Source organism: Haloferax volcanii DS2 (assembly GCF_000025685.1).
In the GTDB taxonomy this organism is placed as follows: domain Archaea; phylum Halobacteriota; class Halobacteria; order Halobacteriales; family Haloferacaceae; genus Haloferax; species Haloferax volcanii.
Genome location: NC_013967.1, coordinates 2,113,789 through 2,136,697 on the forward strand (window position 1 = coordinate 2,113,789; position 22,909 = coordinate 2,136,697).

Annotated in this window: 22 protein-coding genes; 18 read left to right on the forward strand and 4 right to left on the reverse strand. The window is 50.4% G+C overall.

Going from position 1 to position 22,909, the window contains the following annotated elements:
- Window positions 1-62: 62 nt before the first annotated feature.
- On the reverse strand, window positions 63-773 hold the full coding sequence (locus tag HVO_RS15535; protein WP_013035660.1) for a hypothetical protein: 711 nt from the start codon (window positions 771-773) through the stop codon (window positions 63-65).
- Window positions 774-868: 95 nt separating this feature from the next.
- Here HVO_RS15535 and HVO_RS15540 point away from each other — a divergent pair, with 95 nt between their 5' ends.
- The 9 genes from HVO_RS15540 to HVO_RS15575 all read left to right on the forward strand — a co-directional run bounded on the left by HVO_RS15540 (window position 869) and on the right by HVO_RS15575 (window position 8,528).
- Window positions 869-1,579 carry a hypothetical protein gene (locus tag HVO_RS15540; RefSeq protein ID WP_004042142.1) on the forward strand — a complete coding sequence of 237 codons (711 nt, stop codon included), beginning with the start codon at window positions 869-871 and terminating at the stop codon, window positions 1,577-1,579.
- A gap of 62 nt (window positions 1,580-1,641) precedes the next feature.
- A complete protein-coding gene (locus HVO_RS15545; protein WP_004042143.1) occupies window positions 1,642-3,030 on the forward strand; it encodes a GmrSD restriction endonuclease domain-containing protein in 1,389 nt (462 codons plus the stop codon).
- A gap of 88 nt (window positions 3,031-3,118) precedes the next feature.
- Complete coding sequence (locus HVO_RS21055) at window positions 3,119-3,289, forward strand: hypothetical protein (protein ID WP_013035302.1); 171 nt, start codon at window positions 3,119-3,121, stop codon at window positions 3,287-3,289.
- Between the two features lie 108 nt (window positions 3,290-3,397).
- Complete coding sequence (locus HVO_RS15550) at window positions 3,398-3,907, forward strand: hypothetical protein (protein ID WP_004042144.1); 510 nt, start codon at window positions 3,398-3,400, stop codon at window positions 3,905-3,907.
- Window position 3,908: 1 nt separating this feature from the next.
- A complete protein-coding gene (gene xerA, locus HVO_RS15555) occupies window positions 3,909-4,844 on the forward strand; it encodes a site-specific tyrosine recombinase/integron integrase (RefSeq protein ID WP_004042145.1) in 936 nt (311 codons plus the stop codon).
- Window positions 4,845-4,857: 13 nt separating this feature from the next.
- Window positions 4,858-5,172, forward strand: a complete 315-nt coding sequence (locus tag HVO_RS15560) for a hypothetical protein (protein ID WP_013035557.1) — start codon at window positions 4,858-4,860, stop codon at window positions 5,170-5,172.
- 371 nt (window positions 5,173-5,543) lie between these two features.
- Window positions 5,544-5,753 (forward strand): hypothetical protein, encoded by a 210-nt coding sequence (locus HVO_RS15565; RefSeq protein WP_004042147.1) that lies wholly within the window; start codon window positions 5,544-5,546, stop codon window positions 5,751-5,753.
- 21 nt (window positions 5,754-5,774) lie between these two features.
- A complete protein-coding gene (locus HVO_RS15570; RefSeq protein WP_236995469.1) occupies window positions 5,775-5,969 on the forward strand; it encodes a hypothetical protein in 195 nt (64 codons plus the stop codon).
- A gap of 153 nt (window positions 5,970-6,122) precedes the next feature.
- Window positions 6,123-8,528, forward strand: coding sequence for a winged helix-turn-helix transcriptional regulator (locus HVO_RS15575; RefSeq protein ID WP_004042149.1), 2,406 nt, complete (start codon window positions 6,123-6,125; stop codon window positions 8,526-8,528).
- A gap of 163 nt (window positions 8,529-8,691) precedes the next feature.
- Here the strand turns inward: HVO_RS15575 and HVO_RS15580 are convergent, their stop codons facing one another.
- Window positions 8,692-8,958 carry a hypothetical protein gene (locus tag HVO_RS15580; RefSeq protein ID WP_004042150.1) on the reverse strand — a complete coding sequence of 89 codons (267 nt, stop codon included), beginning with the start codon at window positions 8,956-8,958 and terminating at the stop codon, window positions 8,692-8,694.
- Window positions 8,959-9,144: 186 nt separating this feature from the next.
- Between HVO_RS15580 and HVO_RS15585 the strand changes: the two genes are divergently transcribed.
- From HVO_RS15585 to HVO_RS15595, 3 genes are read left to right on the forward strand one after another with little or no spacing between them, the layout of a single operon-like run.
- Entirely contained in the window at window positions 9,145-9,498 is a 354-nt protein-coding gene (locus HVO_RS15585; RefSeq protein WP_004042151.1) for a hypothetical protein, read from the forward strand.
- Window positions 9,491-10,972, forward strand: a complete 1,482-nt coding sequence (locus HVO_RS15590; RefSeq protein ID WP_013035643.1) for a hypothetical protein — start codon at window positions 9,491-9,493, stop codon at window positions 10,970-10,972. Before HVO_RS15585 ends, HVO_RS15590 begins: the two co-directional genes overlap by 8 nt.
- On the forward strand, window positions 10,956-12,113 hold the full coding sequence (locus tag HVO_RS15595; protein ID WP_004042153.1) for a hypothetical protein: 1,158 nt from the start codon (window positions 10,956-10,958) through the stop codon (window positions 12,111-12,113). The genes HVO_RS15590 and HVO_RS15595 overlap by 17 nt, the downstream gene beginning before the upstream one ends.
- Window positions 12,114-12,283: 170 nt before the next feature.
- On the opposite strand, the gene HVO_RS15600 is transcribed toward HVO_RS15595, so the two are convergent.
- Window positions 12,284-12,826: a TATA-box-binding protein gene (locus tag HVO_RS15600; protein ID WP_004042154.1), complete on the reverse strand. Its 543-nt coding sequence runs from the start codon at window positions 12,824-12,826 to the stop codon at window positions 12,284-12,286.
- Window positions 12,827-12,969: 143 nt separating this feature from the next.
- On the opposite strand from HVO_RS15600, the gene HVO_RS15605 reads away from it, so the two are divergent.
- The 5 genes from HVO_RS15605 (at window position 12,970) to HVO_RS15625 (ending at window position 19,477) form a co-directional block, all read left to right on the forward strand.
- The gene (locus tag HVO_RS15605) at window positions 12,970-15,192 is read left to right on the forward strand and encodes a type I restriction endonuclease subunit R (RefSeq protein WP_013035629.1); all 2,223 of its coding nucleotides are present in this window, start codon (window positions 12,970-12,972) and stop codon (window positions 15,190-15,192) included.
- Window positions 15,189-16,583 carry a class I SAM-dependent DNA methyltransferase gene (locus HVO_RS20260; RefSeq protein ID WP_013035257.1) on the forward strand — a complete coding sequence of 465 codons (1,395 nt, stop codon included), beginning with the start codon at window positions 15,189-15,191 and terminating at the stop codon, window positions 16,581-16,583. The genes HVO_RS15605 and HVO_RS20260 overlap by 4 nt, the downstream gene beginning before the upstream one ends.
- Window positions 16,583-17,815: a restriction endonuclease subunit S gene (locus HVO_RS20265; RefSeq protein WP_013035494.1), complete on the forward strand. Its 1,233-nt coding sequence runs from the start codon at window positions 16,583-16,585 to the stop codon at window positions 17,813-17,815. The genes HVO_RS20260 and HVO_RS20265 overlap by 1 nt, the downstream gene beginning before the upstream one ends.
- A 229-nt stretch (window positions 17,816-18,044) precedes the next feature.
- On the forward strand, window positions 18,045-18,545 hold the full coding sequence (locus HVO_RS15620) for a hypothetical protein (protein WP_004042159.1): 501 nt from the start codon (window positions 18,045-18,047) through the stop codon (window positions 18,543-18,545).
- The gene (locus HVO_RS15625; RefSeq protein WP_004042160.1) at window positions 18,545-19,477 is read left to right on the forward strand and encodes a tyrosine-type recombinase/integrase; all 933 of its coding nucleotides are present in this window, start codon (window positions 18,545-18,547) and stop codon (window positions 19,475-19,477) included. The genes HVO_RS15620 and HVO_RS15625 overlap by 1 nt, the downstream gene beginning before the upstream one ends.
- 176 nt (window positions 19,478-19,653) lie before the next feature.
- On the opposite strand, the gene HVO_RS15630 is transcribed toward HVO_RS15625, so the two are convergent.
- A complete protein-coding gene (locus HVO_RS15630) occupies window positions 19,654-20,049 on the reverse strand; it encodes a hypothetical protein (RefSeq protein ID WP_144064044.1) in 396 nt (131 codons plus the stop codon).
- Between the two features lie 285 nt (window positions 20,050-20,334).
- Here HVO_RS15630 and HVO_RS15635 point away from each other — a divergent pair, with 285 nt between their 5' ends.
- Window positions 20,335-22,860: an HsdM family class I SAM-dependent methyltransferase gene (locus HVO_RS15635; protein ID WP_236995470.1), complete on the forward strand. Its 2,526-nt coding sequence runs from the start codon at window positions 20,335-20,337 to the stop codon at window positions 22,858-22,860.
- The last annotated feature ends 49 nt before the right edge of the window (window positions 22,861-22,909 follow it).

The window sequence follows — 22,909 nt, forward strand, 5'->3', positions numbered from 1 at the left end:
ATACTGTATCCGTACATAACTAATTACTTCCCTTTGTATCTAGAGCTATACTGAATACCAACCTAGGCCGAAATACTCAGTTCTCGTGCCTCTTCGGGATTTGTCTTCATTCGTTCAACACGCTCTGCAGATTCGAGATTTTTTGTTAATGTGAGTAGTTCTCGCCCTCGCAACTCGAGCCACGTAGTGTCAAAATCACTCCGCTCTGCCTCAGTTGCGGGAATCCAATAGCAGTCTCCGATGAATTCCTTGCTTCCCTTGGACGCGAACGCGAATGCTGTCGTCTCTTCCGGTATCAAGGTCAACGCGTCCTGAACAGCAATCAGATACTTTGTCCCCAATGCGACGAAGACCAAGTCGTAGCCTTTGGCAAGGATTTGCCGGAGGTCCTGAGGGATATTCTTCTCCCGGCCAACAGCCGCTACTAACTCGTTGTTGGTCATCGTATCTACGTCGAGGTTCATCCGTTCTGCCCGTTGACGAACCTGCTCAATCTCGCTGAATGTACATTCATAGGACGGAATCTCTGTTCCAGCAGAGAGGACACCAAACCCGGCAGAGATGATACGCCAATCCACATTAGCGAACTCCGAAAGCTCTTGTACAGCTGATTCGATATGCTCGTGCTCGCGTCCCGTGTACATCTCAGCCGCCGAAGCGACTGAATTAGGATGCTCGCTCAGTAACTCTGTCCGCTCCCGCGAGTCTATCTCTTCGGGACCAATAACAGCATCAAATCGCTTCGTTCCTGAACAAGGTGAGATAATGAGCACATCCAATCCCATTTGTGTATTCTTATTCTGAATGACTACTCAGAGAACGAAACTCTTTGTGGACGTGCCTGAGAATCATATGCTAAGCAACAACGATGGCACGACGTGAGGATATTACCCGACTCTATGAACTCCTTGACGAGTTAGAGCAGACCGTCGGCGGGAAACAGAAGCTCAAGGACTGTACCGGCTATATGGACTGGCCCGACAGAGGCGTCTACTTCTTCTTTGCGTCAGACGAACACCGCGACGCCGGCGACCAGCTTCGGATTACTCGCATCGGGACTCACGCTGTCTCCGAGAGAAGCAGTACCTCGCTCTGGGACCGACTCAGAACACATCGCGGAGCAAAGCGGGGAACCTACGAAGGCGGCGGGAACCACCGAGGCTCTGTCTTCCGAAAACGAGTCGGCGAAGCGTTCGTTGAGCGTGATTCCCTGAATGATGAGTATCCCCATTGGGGCGAAGGCTCAAGCGCGAAGCGAGAACGACGACTTGATGAACTCGAGATGGAGCGGCGAGTAAGCGACTATCTTCGGGACCTGCCGTTCCTCTGGCTCAACGTTGACGATGAACCAAGGGCCGAGAGTCAACGGGCCTACATCGAACGAAACACGATTGCGCTCCTCAGTAACTACCAGCGAGAGGCCGTTGACGCTCGCTCAGATAATTGGCTGGGAAATCATAGTCGGAGCAAGAAAATCCGCGAATCCGGACTGTGGAATGTGAACCACGTCGATGAGGATTACGACCCGGAATTTCTCGACCTCCTCCGCGACCAGATAGAAGAAACGTCGCCAGTCTAAGAATCGACCGCCATCGTAGCGACAGGACACTATTATAATGGTAATGTCTGTACAGCAATAGTATGGCAATCTACGTCGACGACCCTCTCAATTCGAACGACGAAGACTGGGACATCAGCAAGTTCCACAGCGATAGCGAATACTTCGTTAAGCGACCACCCTATCAGCGAAAGACCGTCTGGGATACCGGAAAGAAGAAAGAACTAATCGACAGCTTCGTTCGCCAACTCTACGTTCCGCCTGTCGTTATCCGGCAAGTCGTCCTCGACGGTAACGACCTCCGTCTCGAAGTCGTCGACGGCCAACAGCGAATTACCGCGATTCAAGAGTTCTTCGAGGACGAATTCGCACTCCCCGATAGCCCCGAACTCCGTGAACTCAACCCGGAACACGAGATTGCTGGGAAACGATACTCCGAACTTAGCGAGGACGTCCAGGAGTATATTGACTCTCAGTGTTCGCTCAAAGTCATCAAGCTGCGCGGCATCGACGACCCCGACGACAAGCGCCATCAGGAGTTAGCCACGAAGGTATTCTGGCGACTCCAGCAGGGCGAACACCTGACCAACATCGAGAAGAACCACAGTAAGACCTACAGCCCCGTTCGGAACTTCATCGTCCAGACGGCCGACGACATCAGCTTCGACCGGGAGAACTACGAAAGCCGTGACGACAACCCCAATCGCCACGAGTTCTTCACGCTTCTCGCTCGGAACAACGACCGACTTCAGCAACTCTCACTCCTTGCTCGCTTCATCCTGATTGAGATTGATGAAGGCCCGACGAAGGTCACCGGGAAGGAGGTCACCAAACTATTCGATTGCAAGCGCGAGGGGTTCACTGTCCACGAGGACTTAGAAGAGTTCAAACAACGCGATGAGATTCAGCGCGTTCAGCGGATGCTCGACCTCCTTACGGAACTGTACCGAGATACCGACCTGAAGAACGGGAACGGAGAGATAGAGTTCCTAAACAAGGAGTACTTCATCCTCAGCCTGTATTCGCTCATCCGTGAGTTAGAGTACGGCGATTACAACTTCGGGCGGGACAACTACGACGAGGTTCGGGACTTCACCGAGGAGTGGTTCAAGCGGTTCGAAGTTGAGGATACAGACGACAGCGAAATGCTCCAATTCAAGGAGGCTCGCCAGCAGAACCGAGGAGCAGTCAACAAGCGACACTACATCCTCGAAAACGCCTTCTGGGAGACAGAGCCCGACATTCAAGAGACGGACAGCCAACGGGCATTCTCCCGAGCGCAGCGAATTAAGCTCTTCATCGAGAGTGACCGCATCTGCGAGATGTGCGTAGAGGAAGGGAAAACCGAAGAGGAGGCAAAAGTGTCTTGGAGTAATTGGGACGCCGACCACATCGAGGAACACTCACAGGGCGGCCAGACTGTTCTCGAAAACGCACGGGTCCTCTGCCCCCATCATAATCGGAGCCGATAGCGTCCAGCAGTATCATTAATATCCTGACAGCAATCCGGTTAGATGGCGATTCTCGATGACTGATGCACCATTAGCGCCCCGTCGACCGATGGACGACAACAAGGGATTAGGCGAGGGAATGACCAGCGTAGATATCTACTGTCACCGCCAGCACAAAGGCCAATGGCAGCAAGAGGCCGACGAACAAGGAATCAGCCTGAGTCGCTATCTGGTCGAACTCGTTCAAGAAGCTCGCTGGCAGAGACATAACGACGACTGAGACGGCGAAGTCCGAAACATCGTTTTCCGCCGAAATCGGGACATAGACCGCGTTTTTACCGGTAATATCATTAACCTAACAACCCAATGACTATTCGGAGGTTATAGTATGACAGAGACATCTGTGGACAGCCCCAGCGACGAACGGGACTTCCAAACGCTCCACAAGAATACGACCAGAGCCGAACTCTTCCCCGCCAAACAGCACAAAGAGGAATGGTGGGAAGAAGCCGAACACGAAGGGTCCAGCCTCAGCCGGTACCTCTACGACCTGATTCAGGAAGCCCGGATGTATCGGGACAGCGGCGCACCCTTCATCCAAACACAGGACCAGACAGTCAAGCAACTCCAAAACAAAATCGACGACCTCCAAACGCAACTTGAAGAGGCTCGACAAGGCGGCGGTGGTCGAACCCACCTCAGTATTGATGACCTCGTCACTCGGGTATTGGACCAGCAGTACCAATCACTAGACGAACTCATAGAGCGCGTTTCTGCTAGTGACGATGTCGCCCAACACCTCCAACGACAAATCGAGAACCGGCTGTACGCCTTAGCCGAGAACGGACAGGTTGAATTTCAGCGTGGACACGGCTGGCGGCTCAAGGAGGGGAACTAACATGGGGGCCGAACCCGGTTCATCGAAAATCTACGACAACAAGCACGACGAAGTCAACTACTTCATCACTCGAAAGCACGCGACCGGCCGGAGCGAAAGAACGCTCAACTCCTACAGTCGCATCCTCCGTGAGTTCTTCCACGACCAATTCCCAGACCTCTCACCCAGTGAAGTCGAGATTCGACACGTCGAAGACTATCTAATGGCGCTCACAGACCGGGGCGTCTCCCAGAATTCGAAAAAGAAGTATCTGGAAGTCCTCTCCAGTTTCTACGGCTATACGCTAAAACGGCCGCAGTTCGAGGGAATTACCAGCAACCCCGCTGCGGTCGTAATGGAGGAGATTCCCCGGGTTCGTCCTGACCGTCCAGACTGTGCGACATGGGAGAACGCCTGTAAACTCATCAATGCGATTCCCGACCCGAGAGACAAGACCGTCACCATCATCCTCGCCAAAACCGGCGCTCGACTGCTGGAAGTCCTCTCCATCGAAGAGGACGACGTCGACCTCGAGAAGGGATTCATTCGACTCCGAGAACGCAAGGGAGGTAAACAGACTGTCGTCCCAATCGATGACGAGACCATCTACGCCATCAAACGCTACCAGTTCGTCAACGCCGATTTGGATTCGCCATATCTCTTCACAAGCAACAAAGGAGGACGGCTCTCGAAAGAGCGGATTCGACGGGAAGTGAAAGCCGCCGCCGACCGCGCCGGCGTCGCCCCCAAAGAAGAACGACGGTTCGAGAAGAAATTCACACCTCACACCTTCCGCACCGTGTTCACTACGCTAATGCGGAAACAAGGAATGAAGCCGTACATTCTGAAATACATCCGTGGAGACGCTAAGACCGAGACGATGGATATCTACACTCGGGTAGACCGTGACGAAGCGAAAGAAGAGTACCTGAACTGCATCAAGGAAATTGGACTCTAACGAGGATAGACAGTTGGTCGAAGTCATTATTTATCGAAACCCGTGGGAAGACCCTGAGGAGGTAGCATGCGTTACGATTGAGGGTGAGGTATCGGGCGGGACGCCGACCGCTGAATCTCTCCGAGACCGGATTCAGGACGAACGCGACCCAATCATCAGCGAGTACACGGATGGACGAGAACTGCTCCGGTATCTGGCTGCCTCGTACTCGAATGGGTATGTGATGGCAGGCTACGATAGCGAAGAGTCCCGGCGAGTCGTCGAGGAGTTGAACGACGCCGCATACCTCGACTGGGTCGAAGAGTCAGGGCTCGACACCTCGCTCTGAATCCCAAAGACTGTACGCTGGTAGTAGTCCCTCGACTGCTCACGTATTTCTGAGCGAACCGAATAGATTGACTCTTAATCGTCATCGAACGGCTCTCTACTCCTGTTAGGTAACACTCAGTCCGATGCTAGCTTTGACCTGGACGTCCTGACATTTTCTCCATCAATCAGAGGCTGCCGCTTAGTGTACGTGATTGCTCCAGAGAACGGATTGTTGCTCTCGATGATGACTGGTATTCGATTGCTGATGAACGCGTTCTCAGTTCTCTCAGCTAGGACCTCCACGCCGTTACAGACCAACAGAGACCGATTCAGTCTGTTGCTCGGGAGTCTTATGATGAAACAGAGCGATTATTGATACGGTGATTTGGCGTGGCATTGCTCATTTTTGGACTCAACGAAGAGAGGGACGACTGGGATGTCCTCGGGAAGATTGCCGACGGTGAAATAGTCGAGGACCCAACTGGCGAACTGGAGGCGACAATAGAAGGAGCGTATGATTTGGATGATGAGGACCACCTAAGACGGGCATTGAATAACCACTACATCAACGCCGTTCCGCTGGCAGAGAACGAGGAGTAACCGATGCGGGTTCTCTTTCAGATGTACCACGCCGGCGAGCTACACGACCTCGGTATCATCAAAGACGGCAATGTGGTCGAAAGCATGGAGGAGGGTTTTGAGGACTGGATTCGATGGGAGCTAAGTCAGCCGACGACTCCCGACATCGGTGACTCTGATGAAATTTTGGAAGCGTATGAGGGACCACACCTAATTGCAAGAGTAACTGACGAGTGACAACTATTGATATAGTATAAATAGGGGAACCTACGACGCTCCACGTTTGCTAACCACATCTTGCGTGCTCTCCATTCCTAAATCAAATTCTGGCTTCTAGCTTCATGCCCGAGTTGTTATTACTCCTTACGCGAGAGAGAACGCAAGACAAGAATGACTTCCGAATATTACTTCCAGTATTGGGAGACTGTGTCTTCTCAACGTACCAAGGAATATGATGAACTGAAAGATGGAGAGGCGCTTGGTGGGAAGCGCCCTATGATTCAGAATGACCGTTTTGAGATGTTGAAACGGCTATGCGACGAAGCCGGCATAGATGACTGGGTTGGAGAGATAGACCATACCGCTACATATCAATCAAACAAACAGAAGATAATGAACCGGTATGGTCTCTCTGGATTTGAGGTTGACCAGGAGCAGAAGCTCAAAAAATTAGAAGCGGAAGCAGAAGACCGAGAAGCGGAGGCTCCAGAAGATGCTCCGACTTCGTTTGAGGAGCAGATGCGTCAGCAATCCGGTGGGACAAAGCAGCCAGCAGACACAATTGAGGTTGAGTCAATTGATGGGGGTTCTGAGCAGCCAGCAAAGAACAAGCAACAAAATACTCAGTCCAATAAGTCACCGAGTGGACGACAGTCTCAGAAGTCACAAATATCTGCCTCAGCGTCCCTCTCCCTTTCTCAAGTTCGAAATAAATGTCTTAAAACGATTGAGGAAGCATATGCGGAAACCCAACCAGCTCTAATTGATGCTCTACCCGGGACTGGGAAAAGCTATGCTGCGGTAGAAGCGGCCTCAACCACAGAGACACCAATTACCATACTCACTTCTCGAGGACGAGAGGAGAGATACGCTGAAATCGAGTCTTGGTGTCAGACACACGGGCTATCCTCCAAAGTTCTACCTAGCGCTGACAAGGACTGCCCCACTTTTGCTGGAAAGCACGGCTCCCAGTTGAAAACACGGTTCAAGAAATATCGTGATTTGGGGGTTACAGTATCAGACCTACATGCTCATTGGAGTCCTCCGTGTCAGAATGAAAGTAGATGCCCCTACCAGTCTGCGTGGGACTTCCAACCGGAAGACTACGACGTAATTATGGGGTACTACACCCAAGCATACGTCGATAAAGTTACAGAGAACAGAGTCGTTGTCATTGATGAGATACCGTCAGACGCTTTTCTTACCCAATTCGAGGACCCACAAACTCCAATCACTAATTTTCTCCAACAAACAAACGGTATCCCCTTCCCAAATTATCACAGTCTAATCGCCAATAAAGACAGTCAAAAAGAGGAAACAGCACTCAAGTGGTTCGAAAATAGAGGAATTGACATTGGTGGTTCGAAGCAAATTCTTGACGCAAATACTAGTGACTACCACATTCACGCACCACTCTTGGTCTTAGGTATTCTCATCTCTGAACCCCTTGGAAACAACTGGAGTAGAGCCTCCTTGGGCGGCGGTCAAGTATTTGCTCACGACCAAAACGGGAACAAGATGTCTGTTCTCACGCCGCCAACTCTGACAAACGCCAAGAATGTAATCGCATTAGATGGAACACCTACACTACGGCTCTATGACTTGATGTTCAATGTCGGATTTGAGCAAAAGCAGCTACTTAGTGACCCGGAGCGGGAAGAATACATCCAGGATACGCAGAACCTGAAGATTGTCCAGACCGAACTCAAATACATCCGCCCATATACAAGCGGGAGTAGTGTCAATGTTGACCGAGACGAAGCCCTTCTTCGAGAGGTGATTGCGGTCCACAGCGATGACCCGTCAGTAATCACTTCCTGCAAGGCTTTGAGAAAGCTCAAAGCTACGAACATCCCGATATCTCCAAATAGCACCTACTACGGGAATCTCAGAGGCTCGAACGAGTTGGCTAAGAAAGATGTCGGGGTGATTCTTGGTAGTCCGCACTACGGGGACGAATTTATTGAGCGGTGGTCGGCTCTATTTGGATTCGAAGCGTCTGGCACTAAGACCGGTACCGCAAAGTCGTATGGAGCCTTCGGCGATGAACTTCTCCAGCATATGCGAGAAAATGAGGTACTGCAAGCGGTTTTCCGATTTGCTCGTGATGGGTCGGGAGCGACCGTCTATGTGAATACTGCAGCAATCCCACCCTGGCTTCCCCGAGAGATAGCATTAGGCGTCTCACGTACTCGGACGTCCACCGAACGAGAGATAATTGATGTACTATCGAATAAGGGTAAGGCCTCTGGAACCGAGATAGCCACAAAAGTCGATAAGCATCCGAATACGGTTCGCTCTCACCTCCGTACCCTCCAGAAAGAGGGAATAGTCCGTAAGACCGGCAAAAACAAAGGAACCCAGTGGCACGATGACGGGTTATCTAATGCTAACAAGTACGGCGCAGTCGACCTCAACAGTATCACCAATAAGACCTATAAGATACCTATTAGGGAAATTGGTGATAAAATCGAGCTCAAAGACGAACTGGATATGCATCTTGAGCAATATGGCATTGACCAAGCTGAGCGCGACCGATTAATCGGAGATGTGTGGATGACTGACCACCGAACTTAGCATAGCTTACAGACAGACTAATGGCGTTGCCTGTAGGTCCGCACCAGTCGTCTTCTCACGCGGTCCTCAGAGCACCTGATGATTATGATTCAATCAGATTTCTACGGGGTCGCTGGTTCGAGTATCAGGACTTCCGTACAGTCCTCGACTCCCTTAGCCTGAATCAGTCTTCAGACTCTCCCTCCTCGTAGCCAGCTTCGTACTCATCTCGTACCGTCCTCGAAGCTCGTTTCGAGAGCTTAGCGAGATTTTTGTTGAATCGACGGATAGAGAGGTAGATGTACAGCAGGAGGAGATACGGCCAGATGAACAACCCAACGACAGAATAGATGGCGAGTTTGAGGAAGCGGTACTCTATCGGGCCGATATGGACGCTACCTATCTGGATGCCGCTCGATTCGTCTTGCTCGTCACTGTCTGAATCAGTCATTGTAATCTCCTGGCCAAAGCCGTCGCTGCTGGACAAGCGACGACAGTAGGACTTATTCAGAGAGACGGCTGGAATCGATATCAAATTACTGACTTTAACTCTGAGATTGACTTCTGGACGTCCCTCTGGAATGAGAGTCACAAGCAAAGAAGAGAATATTTGTGCTTTGAATGTAGTCAGGAAAACATGACCGACGACCCGGAGGATATTCCAGACCCTGTTAAACCAACCACCCTCCAGAAGCTCCTACGAGCATATACGCCCGAAGATAAGCAGGTCGGGGGTGAATCAGCGGACTATCTTAAACTTCAGGTGGACAATACTATTCGGGTTGTTTGGGAGGAGGCGATGAAGAAGTCTGAGGAACGTGACGCGAAACGAGTTGAAGAACAAGACGTCCGTGCTGCATTCAACGAGATATTCTATCCATACACGCTCTTAGAAGAGGCAGCGACGAAGATGGGAGAATACCAACTAGAGCTTCGACGTACAGCGAACCGGTCACCCATCCTTGACTTGGAGGATGACGAGGATGAGTAGCGACCCGAATCTGTTCTTTTTCAGAGACGGCTATACGAGCGACGAGATGCGGTCTCGGATAAACGTTGACCATTTCCGAACCGACGATAATTCGCTTGTTGAGTCCATCCTTGAAAAGGCGAGCTTAGAGCGAGATGTTATACTTGAAAACCGGAAGTCAGATTTCCTATCCAAAATCAAATCCAACGTAGAAACGGAGGAGTACCAGTCATTTCTCTCCCAGATGTTCGAAGAGCACGGAGAGAAGGGCGACCGTGTCAATTTGCAGTTTTACCGAACTGGAGAACTTTCATTTGAGAGCTTAGTTGGGAAACTTGCTGACGAAGTTGAACAGGAGACTATGACGGATGGTGGAGATTCCCGCTATTCATCTCTGATTACGGATTACGAGACACATGACGGTCAAGTCGTCGATATTCAGTTTCGTCTCAGCGATGAACCAAGCGACTTGGAGTTAACTGAGGACGGATATGTTGAAGACGTCGATGGAGATAGAGTCGATATCAGCGAACTCGGCCTAGAGGACTATGAAAAGGTCGTCAAGACTAACAAATATTCTGTAGAGGTCCGAGCATACACGGACGCCGGATTGATAGCGGTCTCTAACTCGAAGGCCAGCACCACGCTCCAGAAGGCACTCCGTCAATCTCTCAGAAAATGGGGTGATGCAGATGCCGGAAATGAAGGATTCCTACTAAAGGAAACGGAGCTGCTTCTAATGCAGAATCTTATGGATGGTGATAACTCCGGGCTGGACTTCGGAGGATTCCTCGATAAGAACCTCAAGACGGCAAAATACCGTGGCGACCGAAATGAGACTCTATCTCGGTCTCCCGTGTTGAGTCCTGCCCGTGAGCAGGGAACCATCACTCAGGCACGGTTCTATCATATGTACGATGATGGAACGGGGCCGCGACCAGTTCAAGTCCGGGTGTACCACGATGGTCACATCTCCTCAAGTAAACCGACGAAGCCCGACTTCGTCGATACTGTAACTGAGCACTTCCTGACGGTATTCAAATATCGGGACTACATCCAACCGCTTGATGAACTAATCAGCGAGTTCATCGATGACCGATTCCGTGATGAACTTTATTCGGGAGAAGACTCCTATCGAAGTAATAAGATGCAGGCATTTGGGAGTCTCGTTGACCAGTACATCAATAGCAACTCGTTTGATGAATCAGAGCGTCCGGTATTCGAAGCTACGTTTGCGAACATAGGAATCGAACTCTCTCAGCTTGACCTCACCAGCGATGAGTATCCCGAGGTCGAAGAAGCGTCTGACCGGCCAGAGAAAGAAACAGACCTCAAGGAGTTCTTCGAAAACTACTCGGACTATGTATTGAAGTCCACGCAGCCCGACTTTGATAACCTCTGGATGCACCTCGAATATGTCATCAATCGGCAATCTCACGACTCACCAATAGACATCATCGAGACCGCAATAGAGGAATATGCTCTCAGAGAGTGAGGCGGTTTTCCTCAATCGATGTCTTCGAGAGATTCCCGCAACCGGCCGAATAGAGGATATTGAGTTTACCGAAGAACAGGTACTAGAGCTAATTTCGGATGCTAGTCTGGCCGAATCTGATTTAAACCGTGGATGGGCACGGTTCTTCGACTCACGCTCAAAGGATGTTGTAGAGGACGGGATTAGCACTGGTGAGACTGTTGAGATGTATCGGCTTAGCCCAGAAATCATCGCTAACGACTGGGCCGACGAAGTAGACGATAATTCCTGGTTCTCTGAAACACGCTTAGAGCAAGTCGATGATGAAAGCTGGTGTTTCATCGCGCAATCCGATGGGCGGGGAGAACTAACGTTCCGTCTATTCTTCAATGGAAGGCGAGTTGAGGAGTATTCTCCAGACGCCCTCAAGAATAGTTTTGCAGTTTGGTTCGTCGAGCCTCGACATACGCCGGATGAAAGAGCTACGTTTCGGTGGGCAGAGTTCTTACAGGACGATTTCTGGGAGGACCTTCAGCGTAACCTATTGCGTATTCAAGAGCCCAGAACCGTCGATATCTGTCGCCTCAACTCTGTCGCGGCAAGCGATAATATGGAGGGTATTGAAGACGCTATCAAGTACAAGTTCAGGGACTTAGAATTAGAAGTCGAGGAGGACCCTGAAGAGGATATTACTGAAATTGAAGAATATATCGATGGGCCAATACTGTTCGGGGCGAAGGAGGACCAAGATTCCTCATATCTCATAGTATGTGAATGTGACCGTAGCCCCAATCAGCTTCATCTCCACTATGTCCGCGACGGTAAGCCCGCATACCTGAGTGATTCTAATCACGCAGAGGATGTCCGAGAATTCACCCGGAGCAAGGTCAAGCGATACAACGAGCTATCCGCGAAAAAGAAGGACGTGCTACCAATTCTAAAGTGGAGTGCGGCTTTGCTCGGGGCAATCGGTGTTTCGCAGGTCATTCCACTATTCACGTTCTTTGGAGTTCAACCGAACTCTCAGATGGTGACTAACAGTATGATTGGCGTTCTTGTAGTGAGTCTGCTAATCGGGATTGGCGTTTTTGTGTATATGATGCTCCCCGTAGTTGCCTTCCGGAGATTCAGTTGGACACGAGATGGCGGGTTGTTGAACTAGCGCTGAGAGAATTTTGAATCATAGCAGGTTGTTGTCTGTCATCTGTTGACCAAGTATTCTTTCTGGATGATGACTGGTATTCAGATGCGGGTGGAATGCGTTAGCGTCTGAGTCACGTTACGCTCTGTACAGTCTGAGACCAACAGAGGCAGTTATCAGAGCCTCACCGGTTAGAGAAATTCAGAGACCGTCTCTGTCAAGCCCGCAAAAATCTCCTCGGCTGATTCGATACTCCGACAGCCCGTGATAACAACCTTACCTGTAGCGAAGAGCAGTACTACACCTTCTGCGCCCTCGGGGCGATAAATTAGACCGGGGAACTGTTCCGGTTCGTACTCGGTCTTCTCGAGACCCAGTCCGATGGCGAGCGCATTCAGATTGAGGTTCTGGTCTAGTTCTCCAGTACAGACGTAATTCTGGACGGCGAACCACTCGTCCTCGGGGTTCTCAATAACGTCCATTTCGGCGAACAAATTCAGAAATCGCTCTCGGAGCGAGTAGGATTCGTCCTCGGAGTCTGCGCCGGTGATGATGAATTTACCCGTGCGATAGACCGTTATCAGCGGCGCATCCTCCTCGAATCGAAGGTACATCCCTGGGTACTTGTCCGGGTCGTAGCGAGCGACCGGCTCACCGATGTCGTCAGCGAGGCGTTCTAAATCGAGTTCGACATTCAGAGCACCTGATGCGACGACATTTACAATCTCTACCATCCCGCCCTCCGACTCACAGTTAAATCTCGTTTCAATTCTGCTCAGCCCTCGTCTAAACACTTGCTGGTTTCCGCCCTCTGTGAGGTATTGTTGAAAATGACTGTCGGAAGAGCACTTATACCCCGAGTGAAATATAGTGAGTAATGGCTGACAAAGGAACCGACCCCGAAGACGAAGCCCGAGAGGTCATCGATACCCAGCTAAAAGAGGCAGGCTGGAAAGACCTCGAAGAAGAGGGAGGCGATACGGGTTTCGAACGGGAGTATTCCACTTCTTCTGGTCCCGTTGATTACGCTCTTCTGGTCTCAGGAAAGCCCATCGCGGTCGTAGAAGCGAAAGAAGCCCAGAAAGACGCCTATGCCGCTCTAACCCAATCCAAACGATACGCACAGGATATCGGTACGGGTGAGAACTACGCTGGCCGGTACGGCGTCCCCTTCGTGTTCACCGCGAACTCAGACGAAGTGTGGTTTCAGGACCTTCGAGAGGAGGCCCCGCGTGAACGGAAACTCCGTAGTTTCCACCGACCTGATGGACTCGAACAGTTCCTCAATACCGACTACAAGGCTGCGAAGGAGTGGCTAGAGGATACCCCTATTCGAGAGTCCGACTCGAACCTCTGGGATAACCAGTTTGAGGCAATCCAGAGTATCGAAGAGTCCCTTCAGGAAAACAAGCGGCGGATGCTCGTTCAGATGGCGACTGGAACCGGGAAGACCCGGATGGCCTGCGCTCAAACCTACCGCCTCCTGAAATCCGGCTACGTCAATAGCGTTCTCTTCCTCGTTGACCGCAACAGCCTCGGGAATCAGGCTGAGAGCGCATTCAAAAACTACGACGTCGGCCCGGCGATGAAGCTAAGCGACATCTACATTATCGAGCAGGTCGAGGACGGCGTCTATCCCGAGAACGCGGATATCGTCATCGCCACCCTTCAGGGGATGTACAGTCTGCTCGAAAATCACGACGAACTCGACATCCCGCAGGACGCGTTCGACTTCATCATCTCCGACGAGTCCCACCGCTCTATCTACGGGGACTGGCGCGTCGTTCTGAATCACTTCGATGCCCTCCAACTCGGTCTGACTGCGACCCCGGCGACTCACACGCTCAGCTACTTCAACGAGAATTGGGTCTACCAATACGGCTACTGGCAGGCGGTCGATGACGGTCACGTCGTCCCCTACGAGACGTACCGGATTCAGACGGGCATCACGATGGACGGCCTCTACTACGAAGATGAGGAGTACGAACCCGGCGACCTCGAAAACAAAATCACCGTTCCCTCTACGAACCGCCTCATAGCAGAAGAGTTCCGGAAGCAGTCGGGCGAGGACGAAAAGACGCTCGTGTTCGCTAAGAACGACCGTCACGCAACCGAGTTAGAGAAGATATTCAGGGAGGTCTACTCGGACAAAGACGACCGCTACGTCAAGAAAATCACCTACACGACCGACGACCCCGACGGCTGGATTAAACGATTCAGGAATCAGAAGTACCCGAAAATCGCGGTGACGGTTGATATGGTCAGTACGGGTGTTGACGTCAAACCTATCGAGAATATCATCTTCATCCGGCCGACTCGTTCCGCCGTCCTCTACAACCAGATGATTGGCCGGGGGACTCGAACCTGCGACGAGATTGGCAAAGAGAAGTTCACCATCTACGACTGCATCGGCATCGTCGACTACTTCAGCGAGACGCCGCCGTTCAACACGTACCGCCCGGATGGAACCGTCGACGAAGAGAAGTCCGGACAGAAGGAGCGAGAGGACGACGAGGACGACGAAATCATCGTCGCCGACGACGTTCAGGACCACCTCGAATTCTCGGGGTATATGTTCGAGACGAAGGACGGCCAAGAGCTACGGCCGGACGACTACGTCACTCACTTCGAGCGATACGTGAGACAGAACCAGTCCGAGATTGAAGCAATAAAGATAATAATGGAGTCCCCGGAAGCCCTCAAGCGTAAGCACCTCCGGGAACTCAATCGGAAACTTCAGGACGAGCCGGAGAAGTTCTCCGAAGAGAAGCTGCAAAAGGCCTACGGGCAGGAGATGACCGACATCATCGGCTTCATCAAACACGCCCTCGGTGAAGACGAGTTCCCCACGACGGAAGACCGGGTCGAACGGGCGTTTAGTGCGTGGATGCAGGACAAAGATTTCACCGAGCAAGAACGCGAGTGGCTGAACCTCCTCAAACGCCACTTCGTGCAGGAGAAAGTCATCAAGAAGGAGGATTTCAACTACGTGCCGTTCTCCCGGCATGGCGGTTGGAATTCCGCTGCGGAGGCATTCGGAGGAGAAGAGGAGCTGAAAGACGTGCTGCAAGAGCTTAACGAAGACGTGATATTAGCATGAGTCGGAACAACGGAAAACTCGACGTCGAACAGAAGATTTGGGATATCTGTGGTATTCTCCGTGAGGACGGGATGCACATCGGGACTTATGTCGAACAGGTCACGGTGCTACTATTCCTAAAGATGATGGACGAGCGGGAGCAATTCGGTAGCGAGTCCATTGAGATTCCGGAAGATTGCCAATGGAGTGTGCTAAAAGAAAAGGATGGTGAGGAGCTCCTTGAGCATTATAACCGCGTTGTCCTTCCGACGCTCGGAGACCAAGACGGAATTGTTGGAGACATTTTCGCGCGAGTTAATAGTCAGTTCCGCACACCAGTCAACCTCCGTGAAGCTATTCGTGAAATTGATGAAGTAGAGTGGTCGGCGATTGAGGTTGATGTTAAGGGGACTGCATATGAAGCGCTTCTTCAGCGATATGCTGAAGAAGCAAAAGGGGCGGGCCAATATTTCACACCTCGACCAGCAATTAAGGCAATTGTCAAGGCAGTAGACCCCGACCATGACGATGATATACATGACCCAGCCGCTGGGACTGGAGGGTTCCTAATCCACGCTTTCGAACATATTCTTGAAAAGACAAATGAAGGGTTGGACCTGAGTCGGGATGAACGGAGAGAGCTAATGACAGAAAATCTCTCTGGAATGGAATTAGTGCCTGAAACCCGCCGACTAGGGCTAATGAACTTAGCACTTCACGATTTACAGCCTCAGAATTTCGAGGTGGGAGATTCATTATCGCTGGGTCCACATACGGACGAGTCGTATGATGTGATATTAACTAACCCGCCATACGGTGGAAATCAAAAGAAAAAGCGAGCTCGGGATGATTTTATGGTCGATACCAGAAGTCCCGAACTCAACTTTGTTCAACACAACATGAGCCTCCTCAAACAAGGGGGTGAATGTGGTATGGTCGTTCCAGATGGGACCTTGTTCCAGTCCGGCGCTGCCCAAAGAATCCGAGAGAACCTATTTGAGGATTTTAACGTCCATACTGTTCTCGTACTACCGATTGGTGCATTCCAACCCTACACCAACGTTGCAACTAACGTTATATTCTTTGAAAAGGGCGATTCAACCGAGAAAGTGTGGTTCTATGACCTCCGAACAGAGATGGAAAAAATCAAGAAAAGTAACCCTCTTACGGAAGAGCACTTTGAGGATTTCCTTGAGAATTTTGACTCTCGTGAAGAAAGCGAACATTATTTCTCTGTTTCAATAGAAGAAATTGAGGAGAACGAGCACACGCTCAGTTACAAGCAGTATAAGGAATTTGATGATGGTGATGAAGTTGCGCCTCCAGAGGAGCTTCTCACTGAACTGCAATCTCTACAAGATACTGTTCGAGAGAATACAGAAGCGATTATGGATGAGCTGGAGGACGAATAATGGATAGAGAGGATTTGCCTAAAGGATGGAGACAATACGAATTAGGTGAGATATGCGAAATCATCATGGGTAACTCACCCCCTGGGGAGAGTTATAACGATGAGGGAGAGGGGGTACGTTTCTTGCAGGGCCAAAATGAATTCGGGGAGAATACCCCTGATAGCGATAGATTCACTACCGAACCTTCGAGGATGAGTAAGAATGGGGATATATTGGTAGCTATCAGAGCTACACCCTTAGGGATAGTAAACCAAGCAGATGATGAATATTGTGTAGGGCGTGGTGTAGCTGCATTAAGACCGAAGAAGAAGAAGCTTGATGGAAGATATCTCTACCACTACATGAAATACTGCAAAGAGAGCGAGTACTGGAGAAAGGTGAGTACTGGCAGTACCTATCCATCAATAACTAAGACAAACCTGCAGAATTTGTCTGTCCCGCTTCCACCCTTGTCCGAACAGCAGAAAATTGCCGACAAGCTGAACTCCGTAATTAGGGGAGTGGACGAGACACGCGAAGTGAGTTCTGACGCTAAAGTAATTGAAGAGAATCTACTTCGGTCCTGCATTTCGGGGTTGATGCCAGAAAAGGAGGGTTCAACGTGTGAAACAGTCAAACTCGATACTGTCTGCGAAGTAATCCTTGGTAATTCACCCCCAGGAGAGAGTTACAACGAGGAGGGTGAGGGAATGCGTTTCTTGCAGGGGCAAAAAGAATTTGGAGAAAAGACCCCTGTCAGCGATAGATACACTACTGACCCTTCGAAAGTAGGTAAGGAAGGGGACATTCTGATAGCTATCAGAGCAACGCCCTTGGGAATCATAAACCGTTCAGACGATACGTATTGTCTTGGGAGAGGTGTAGCAGGGCTAAGACCTGAAAAGAATCTCGATGGTGGATACCTCTATTACTATATGAAGATACAACACGGATATTGGGAGAAAATCAGCAAAGGGAGCACATACCCCTCCATAACTAAGACAAATCTTCAAAATCTACCCATTCCACTTCCAAAGATTTCTAAACAGCAGGAAATAGCTGAACGTCTTGAATACATTGAAGCCAGAATAGACGATATTCATGAAGCATCGGAGCGAATGTCCGACATAATCGACGTACTCCCTGAGTCGGTTCTTTCAAAAGCATTTCAGGGAGAACTCATAGACGACGAATCCATAGAAGAGCGGGTCGTAGCGGTGCAGAGTGGGTTGGAGGAGTTTGAGCCCAATTAATAATCTCACCTATTCACAAAGAGAGGAATGGCCCTTCAGTAATAGGTTGGCTTCGGCCTCACACTATGCGCTGCATTCTGCAATCTATTATTCTCTATGTGTGGGTCAGAAATGAAGAGTCGGTAATAGGTCGGCCTCGGCACTCATCGAAAGGCGAACTGGAGTTAGTTATAAAAATAATTACAGTTAATCTGGCTAGCGTGATGAATGTGTTGGGAGGTGTCGAAAAATGACAGGCAGCGGCTGGAAAGACTCAGTCAATATTCCAGAGTCGACCACGAAGGCCACCCTGTACTGTTCAGAAGATGATAAAGAAGAATGGGATCAAGAAGTGGAGGAGCAAGGCTACAGAAGCAGAAGCGCCTACCTCTACGAACTGATCCAAGAGGCACGCGCCTACAGAGAACAAGGGTTCCTCGCACACCACGAAAGCGAAGAACGGATCGAGGAACTCAAGCAGGAAATCGAACACCTAGAAAACCGGTTAGAGAACCAAGAACAGCAGAGCAGCGGCCGGACAAAGGTCGACGACGTCGACTTCCTCGAAAAATTCCTCGAAGAGACTTACAAGCCCCTCGACCAGATTCTCCGCGAAATCGTAGAGAGCGGAGCCCTGGATGACTTGATCCGCAAACGAGTAGAGGATCAACTGTACTTCCTCGCGCAGCAAGATCGGGTAGAGTTCGAGCGGGGCCACGGCTGGAAGCTGAAGAACAAGGGTGATTGGTGATGGCGGATGACTGGTACGAGACGGTCTATGAGAACAAGCACGAATCGATTAACGAGTTCATCAAGAGGAAGCAGGTTACAGGCCGCAGTGAACGCACTCTCAACGCCTACAGCCGCATCCTCAAGAAATTCTACCACGAAGAATTTCCCGAATTAAGGCCTGAGGACACGGAGGTATTCCACATCGAGGATTACGTGATGAGATTGGCCCAGAGGGATCTAAGCCAGAACACGAAACGCCGTTACCTCGAATCACTCAGTGCGTTCTTCAGCTACGCGATGAAACGCCCCAGGTTCGAGAAAATAACAGGAAACCCGGCAGCAGTCGTCCTCGAAGAAATCCCCAAACAAGTACGAGACCGGCCGGACTGCGCCACCTGGGAAAACGGCCGACAGATCATCCACAACATCTCCGACCCCAGAGACAAAACAGTCGCTACAGTACTCGCCAAAACCGGATGCAGACTGACGGAGGCCCTCGAAATCCAGGTGGACGACCTAATGCTGGAAGAAGGATTCATCCGCCTCCGCAAAAGGAAAGGCGGGAAACAGACCGTCGTCCCCATCGACCAAGAAACTATCAAGGCCATTCAGCGGTTCCAGTTCATCCGGAACGGACGCGGCACCGACTACCTCTTCGTCTCCATACGGGGAGAACGCGTCTCCAAAACCTCAGTACAGAGAGCAGTGAAGAAAGCTGCAGAAGAGGCCGGAATAATGGAGCCGGGAGAAGACAGGTTTCACAAGAAGTTCACGCCACACACCTACAGAACCGTCTTCACCACCCTAATGCGAAACCAAGGAATGCCCGATCACATCCTACGCTACATCCGCGGAGACAGCAACGACGAAACAATGGACATCTACACACGCGTAGACCGCAGCCAAGCCCGCCAACAATACCTCAACTGCATCAAAACCCTCGAACTCTAAACACAACGGAGGTGAACCCAACGATAGAACACGAAATCAACGAATGGACCAACAAAAACGGCCAACTGCTCGGAGCCTCAATCTTTCTGAGCCCAGAAGAAGTACGTCAGCTTCGCAACGGTGAACCAATACAGATCACCGAACTCTCCTAAGCATTGGCAGAGTAAATTGTGAGGTTAGCTGAGAAGATCGTCAAGCCCTGACTTCTCAACGAATAACAAGGCCATCCCCACCAGAAACACGAGTACGAGGATCTGGCCGAGAACTCCAAACACAGGGTGAACAAGCTCCGAGATAACACTCGGTGCTATAGAAAACAGAATGAATCCCGATACGACGAACCCCGCAGTATAGGGAATATTCCAGTTAATCGCCGCCGTGTAGATCCCAAGAAGAATTCCCCCGGTTAACAAGAGGTAAAGAATGCCGGCCATCACAGGCCCCAGAAACTCCTTAGTAAAAGCTACAGCAACAATAACGCCGACAGAAGGAGCCAATAACTCACCAACAGCCCTCTCAACTCCGTGCGAACCTGAAGGCGGTGCCATAATGATTCTCACATAATCCTTCACAGCGAACCTATAAAATCCTTAACCGCCGTTGCACATCAGGCCCACCATCATCTGCGAAAAACCACAGTACAGTAGTTAGTTGCTACCCGTTCCAGACCTGACCCAGAGCTACTGTTCGGGGCTGGATAACCTGATCAGGCCTGTTTCCAGACTGATTTTCAGGACTGCCGATCCAGATCTGTACTGTTTCTAGGTTGATTTTCGGAGCCGAACTCTAATGAGAGTTGATGGTAATATCTGTCGTAGAGTATGTCCCGCGGTCACTATCCGGATCTAGATCTGTATATGATTTCTGAGGACTTGGAAGAGCTCTCTGAAGTAGAGTCGACAGATTTGCGGGACGATGGGGTAGTTATTGAAACTGAGGGACCGTCCTTCTATATCTTCCTCCCTGGCGGACCTTGTGAACAAACAAAACAGATTCCTGAAGTTGCAGATCGACTGTTGGTAGCCGTTCAAACTGGATTCTTGGAATTCCACGGAGAAGATATCCTGCTCTATGAGTTGGGAGAGGACCACGACTACGGAGAACTTATCAGACAAGTCTTGACCGGGGAGGCCGTACACGTAGAATTAGAGAGCGAGGAGGCCTCAGAAACGCTGTCCGAAGCCGGTTACGTACACGGCTATACACCACAAGCTATTGCGGAAATCCTCACAGGATGGGCAATAACATCAGAAAACGACTCCGTCCTTGACTTCGCTACAGGATCGGGAACTCTACTCAAACAAGCTGCGACCTACCTCGACAAAGAAGGCCGCTTGACCGGAGTCGAGATACATCCCTTTATCGCTAAACTGGTAAAAAGCAGAGTAAGAGGCATAGACAACGCGGAAATATTCAATGAGGACTTCTTCGATTGGAGAACACCCGAACAGCTAGAGCTGGGCGAAGAAACTCAGGGAGAACACTCTTCCGAGAAATACGATGCAGTCGTCGGAAACCCGCCGATAACGGGCTTCCTTCCGCCAGAGCAACGAGAGAAAATCAGTGAGTGGACTCAAGGTAGAAGGCCTTCGCTTGCTGCTGCTTTCGTCGCTAAGGCGGTAACTCATCTCAAAGACGGTGGGCGTGGTGCATTCGTACTACCGAAGAAGGCCTTGAAAGACGGCCTCTTGGAACAACTCACTGAATCATGCAGCATCCATAGAATTGTAGAGCTTCCGTTGGGAGTCTTTGCAGATGCTCACTCAGTAGAATTAGTCGTTCTGACCATGGTCAAGGAGGAGCGTGATCCTCAAGTCAAGGAGACCGGGATCGGCCGATTCAACCAGATGGAACTCCCCGAAAACGCACGAGGCCTTTTCCAACAACCGCTAGACGCCATACTCGAAAACAGGTACAATCCATACGATGCTGAATTGGCGAAGGCCTCTCACGCGGACTTGGAAGGAAGAAATGTCTTGAGGATACTTTCTAACCCGTCAATCTATGACATCATCACGTCTGAAGGCTTCACTAAGCTTGGTGAGCTCTCCGGAGTCGAGATTGGGAGCGGCGTGTCTACAGGCAATAACGATTTCTTCTACTTTGATCCAAGTGAGAAAGAGGAATCAGGTATTGATGAACGGTTCTTCCGTCCTGTCATCAAGAATCCTCCCAGCGATATACGTTCTATATCTGAGGAAGTGATCGATCTGTATCTGCTGGATCTTACTCAGTACGTGGAAGAGTTGAGGAGTGACGGCGTAGAGGTTACAGAAGAGAGAGTGCTTGAAGAGCTGGAGAATGACGGCTACACAGAACTGGTCGAATATATTGAGGACAGTCCTCTTCATCATCAAGGAAATGGACTCTCGTTTACTCCGAACTATCTTGGCAAGTTCCAGAATCCGGACTTGATTATACCTGAGTTTTTCGATGAGCCTGTCTGCTATACTGTTGAGTTAGATGATGCAGTGTTTGATTCGACGGTGATCGGAGTCCAAGTTGATAGGGAACAACGCAGGGATGCTTTAGCGCGGCTACTGAATACTCCTCTCTACAGAGAATTCTTCCAAACATACGCTGAATCAATGGACTTGAACTGGTACCGTATCAACATCACCCAGCTAAAAGAAATCCCGATTATTGAGCAGGCATTGAATGAGGATACATTCGAGAGACTGGAGCCTTTCTTCCCTCCAGAAGACGACAACGACCTCGTCAACCTGAACCATCTTCTGATTGAAAGCTGTGAGACAGAAGAGGAGAAGCAGGCCTTACGACGGTACTTAGCTTCAAGAGACAACTTTGCCTGGTCCTGGTTCTTGACTCTGCCTGAGTTTGAGGAGTTCCAAGAGCTTCTTGAATCTGATCGTGACCAGGCTCAAGAGTTCGTGGTCGACCGGTTTGATCAAGAGCTTCTAGACCAAGCACGTCAGACCTTCCGGAACGTCGAATTCTTTGAAGGCAGACGAGAGCTTCTAGACGACCTTCTTATGGAGTTCGAAGAAGGCCATTACAGAGGTTTTCTCGCCGGAATTGTACTACAGTTTGAAGGAGTCCTCGGCGACCTGGTGGAGGAGGCTGGTGGTGACATCGTCGAGGAGGACGGTAAGACCGAATTCAAGATGCCAGGAAAGAACCGGTCACAGAAGCGAAAGAACCTGGATAACCTGATTTCACAGTTCTTCGATGGCGTATTCAGCGAATACCTGCATCAAACGGTTAGACAACGCCGAAACAAGATAGCACATGGAGATGTGATCGAAGACAGCCGCACACTGTCAATACACTTCTTCGTCTCCTTCTACGCTCTCTGCAATGCCTGCTTGAACGAATACGTACGAATAGCACAGCAACAAGATTCAGAAGCAGCAGCAATCTAACTCCGATTTACGGCTATCGCCGGCGAATTTTTGCCGAAGCGATGTAACC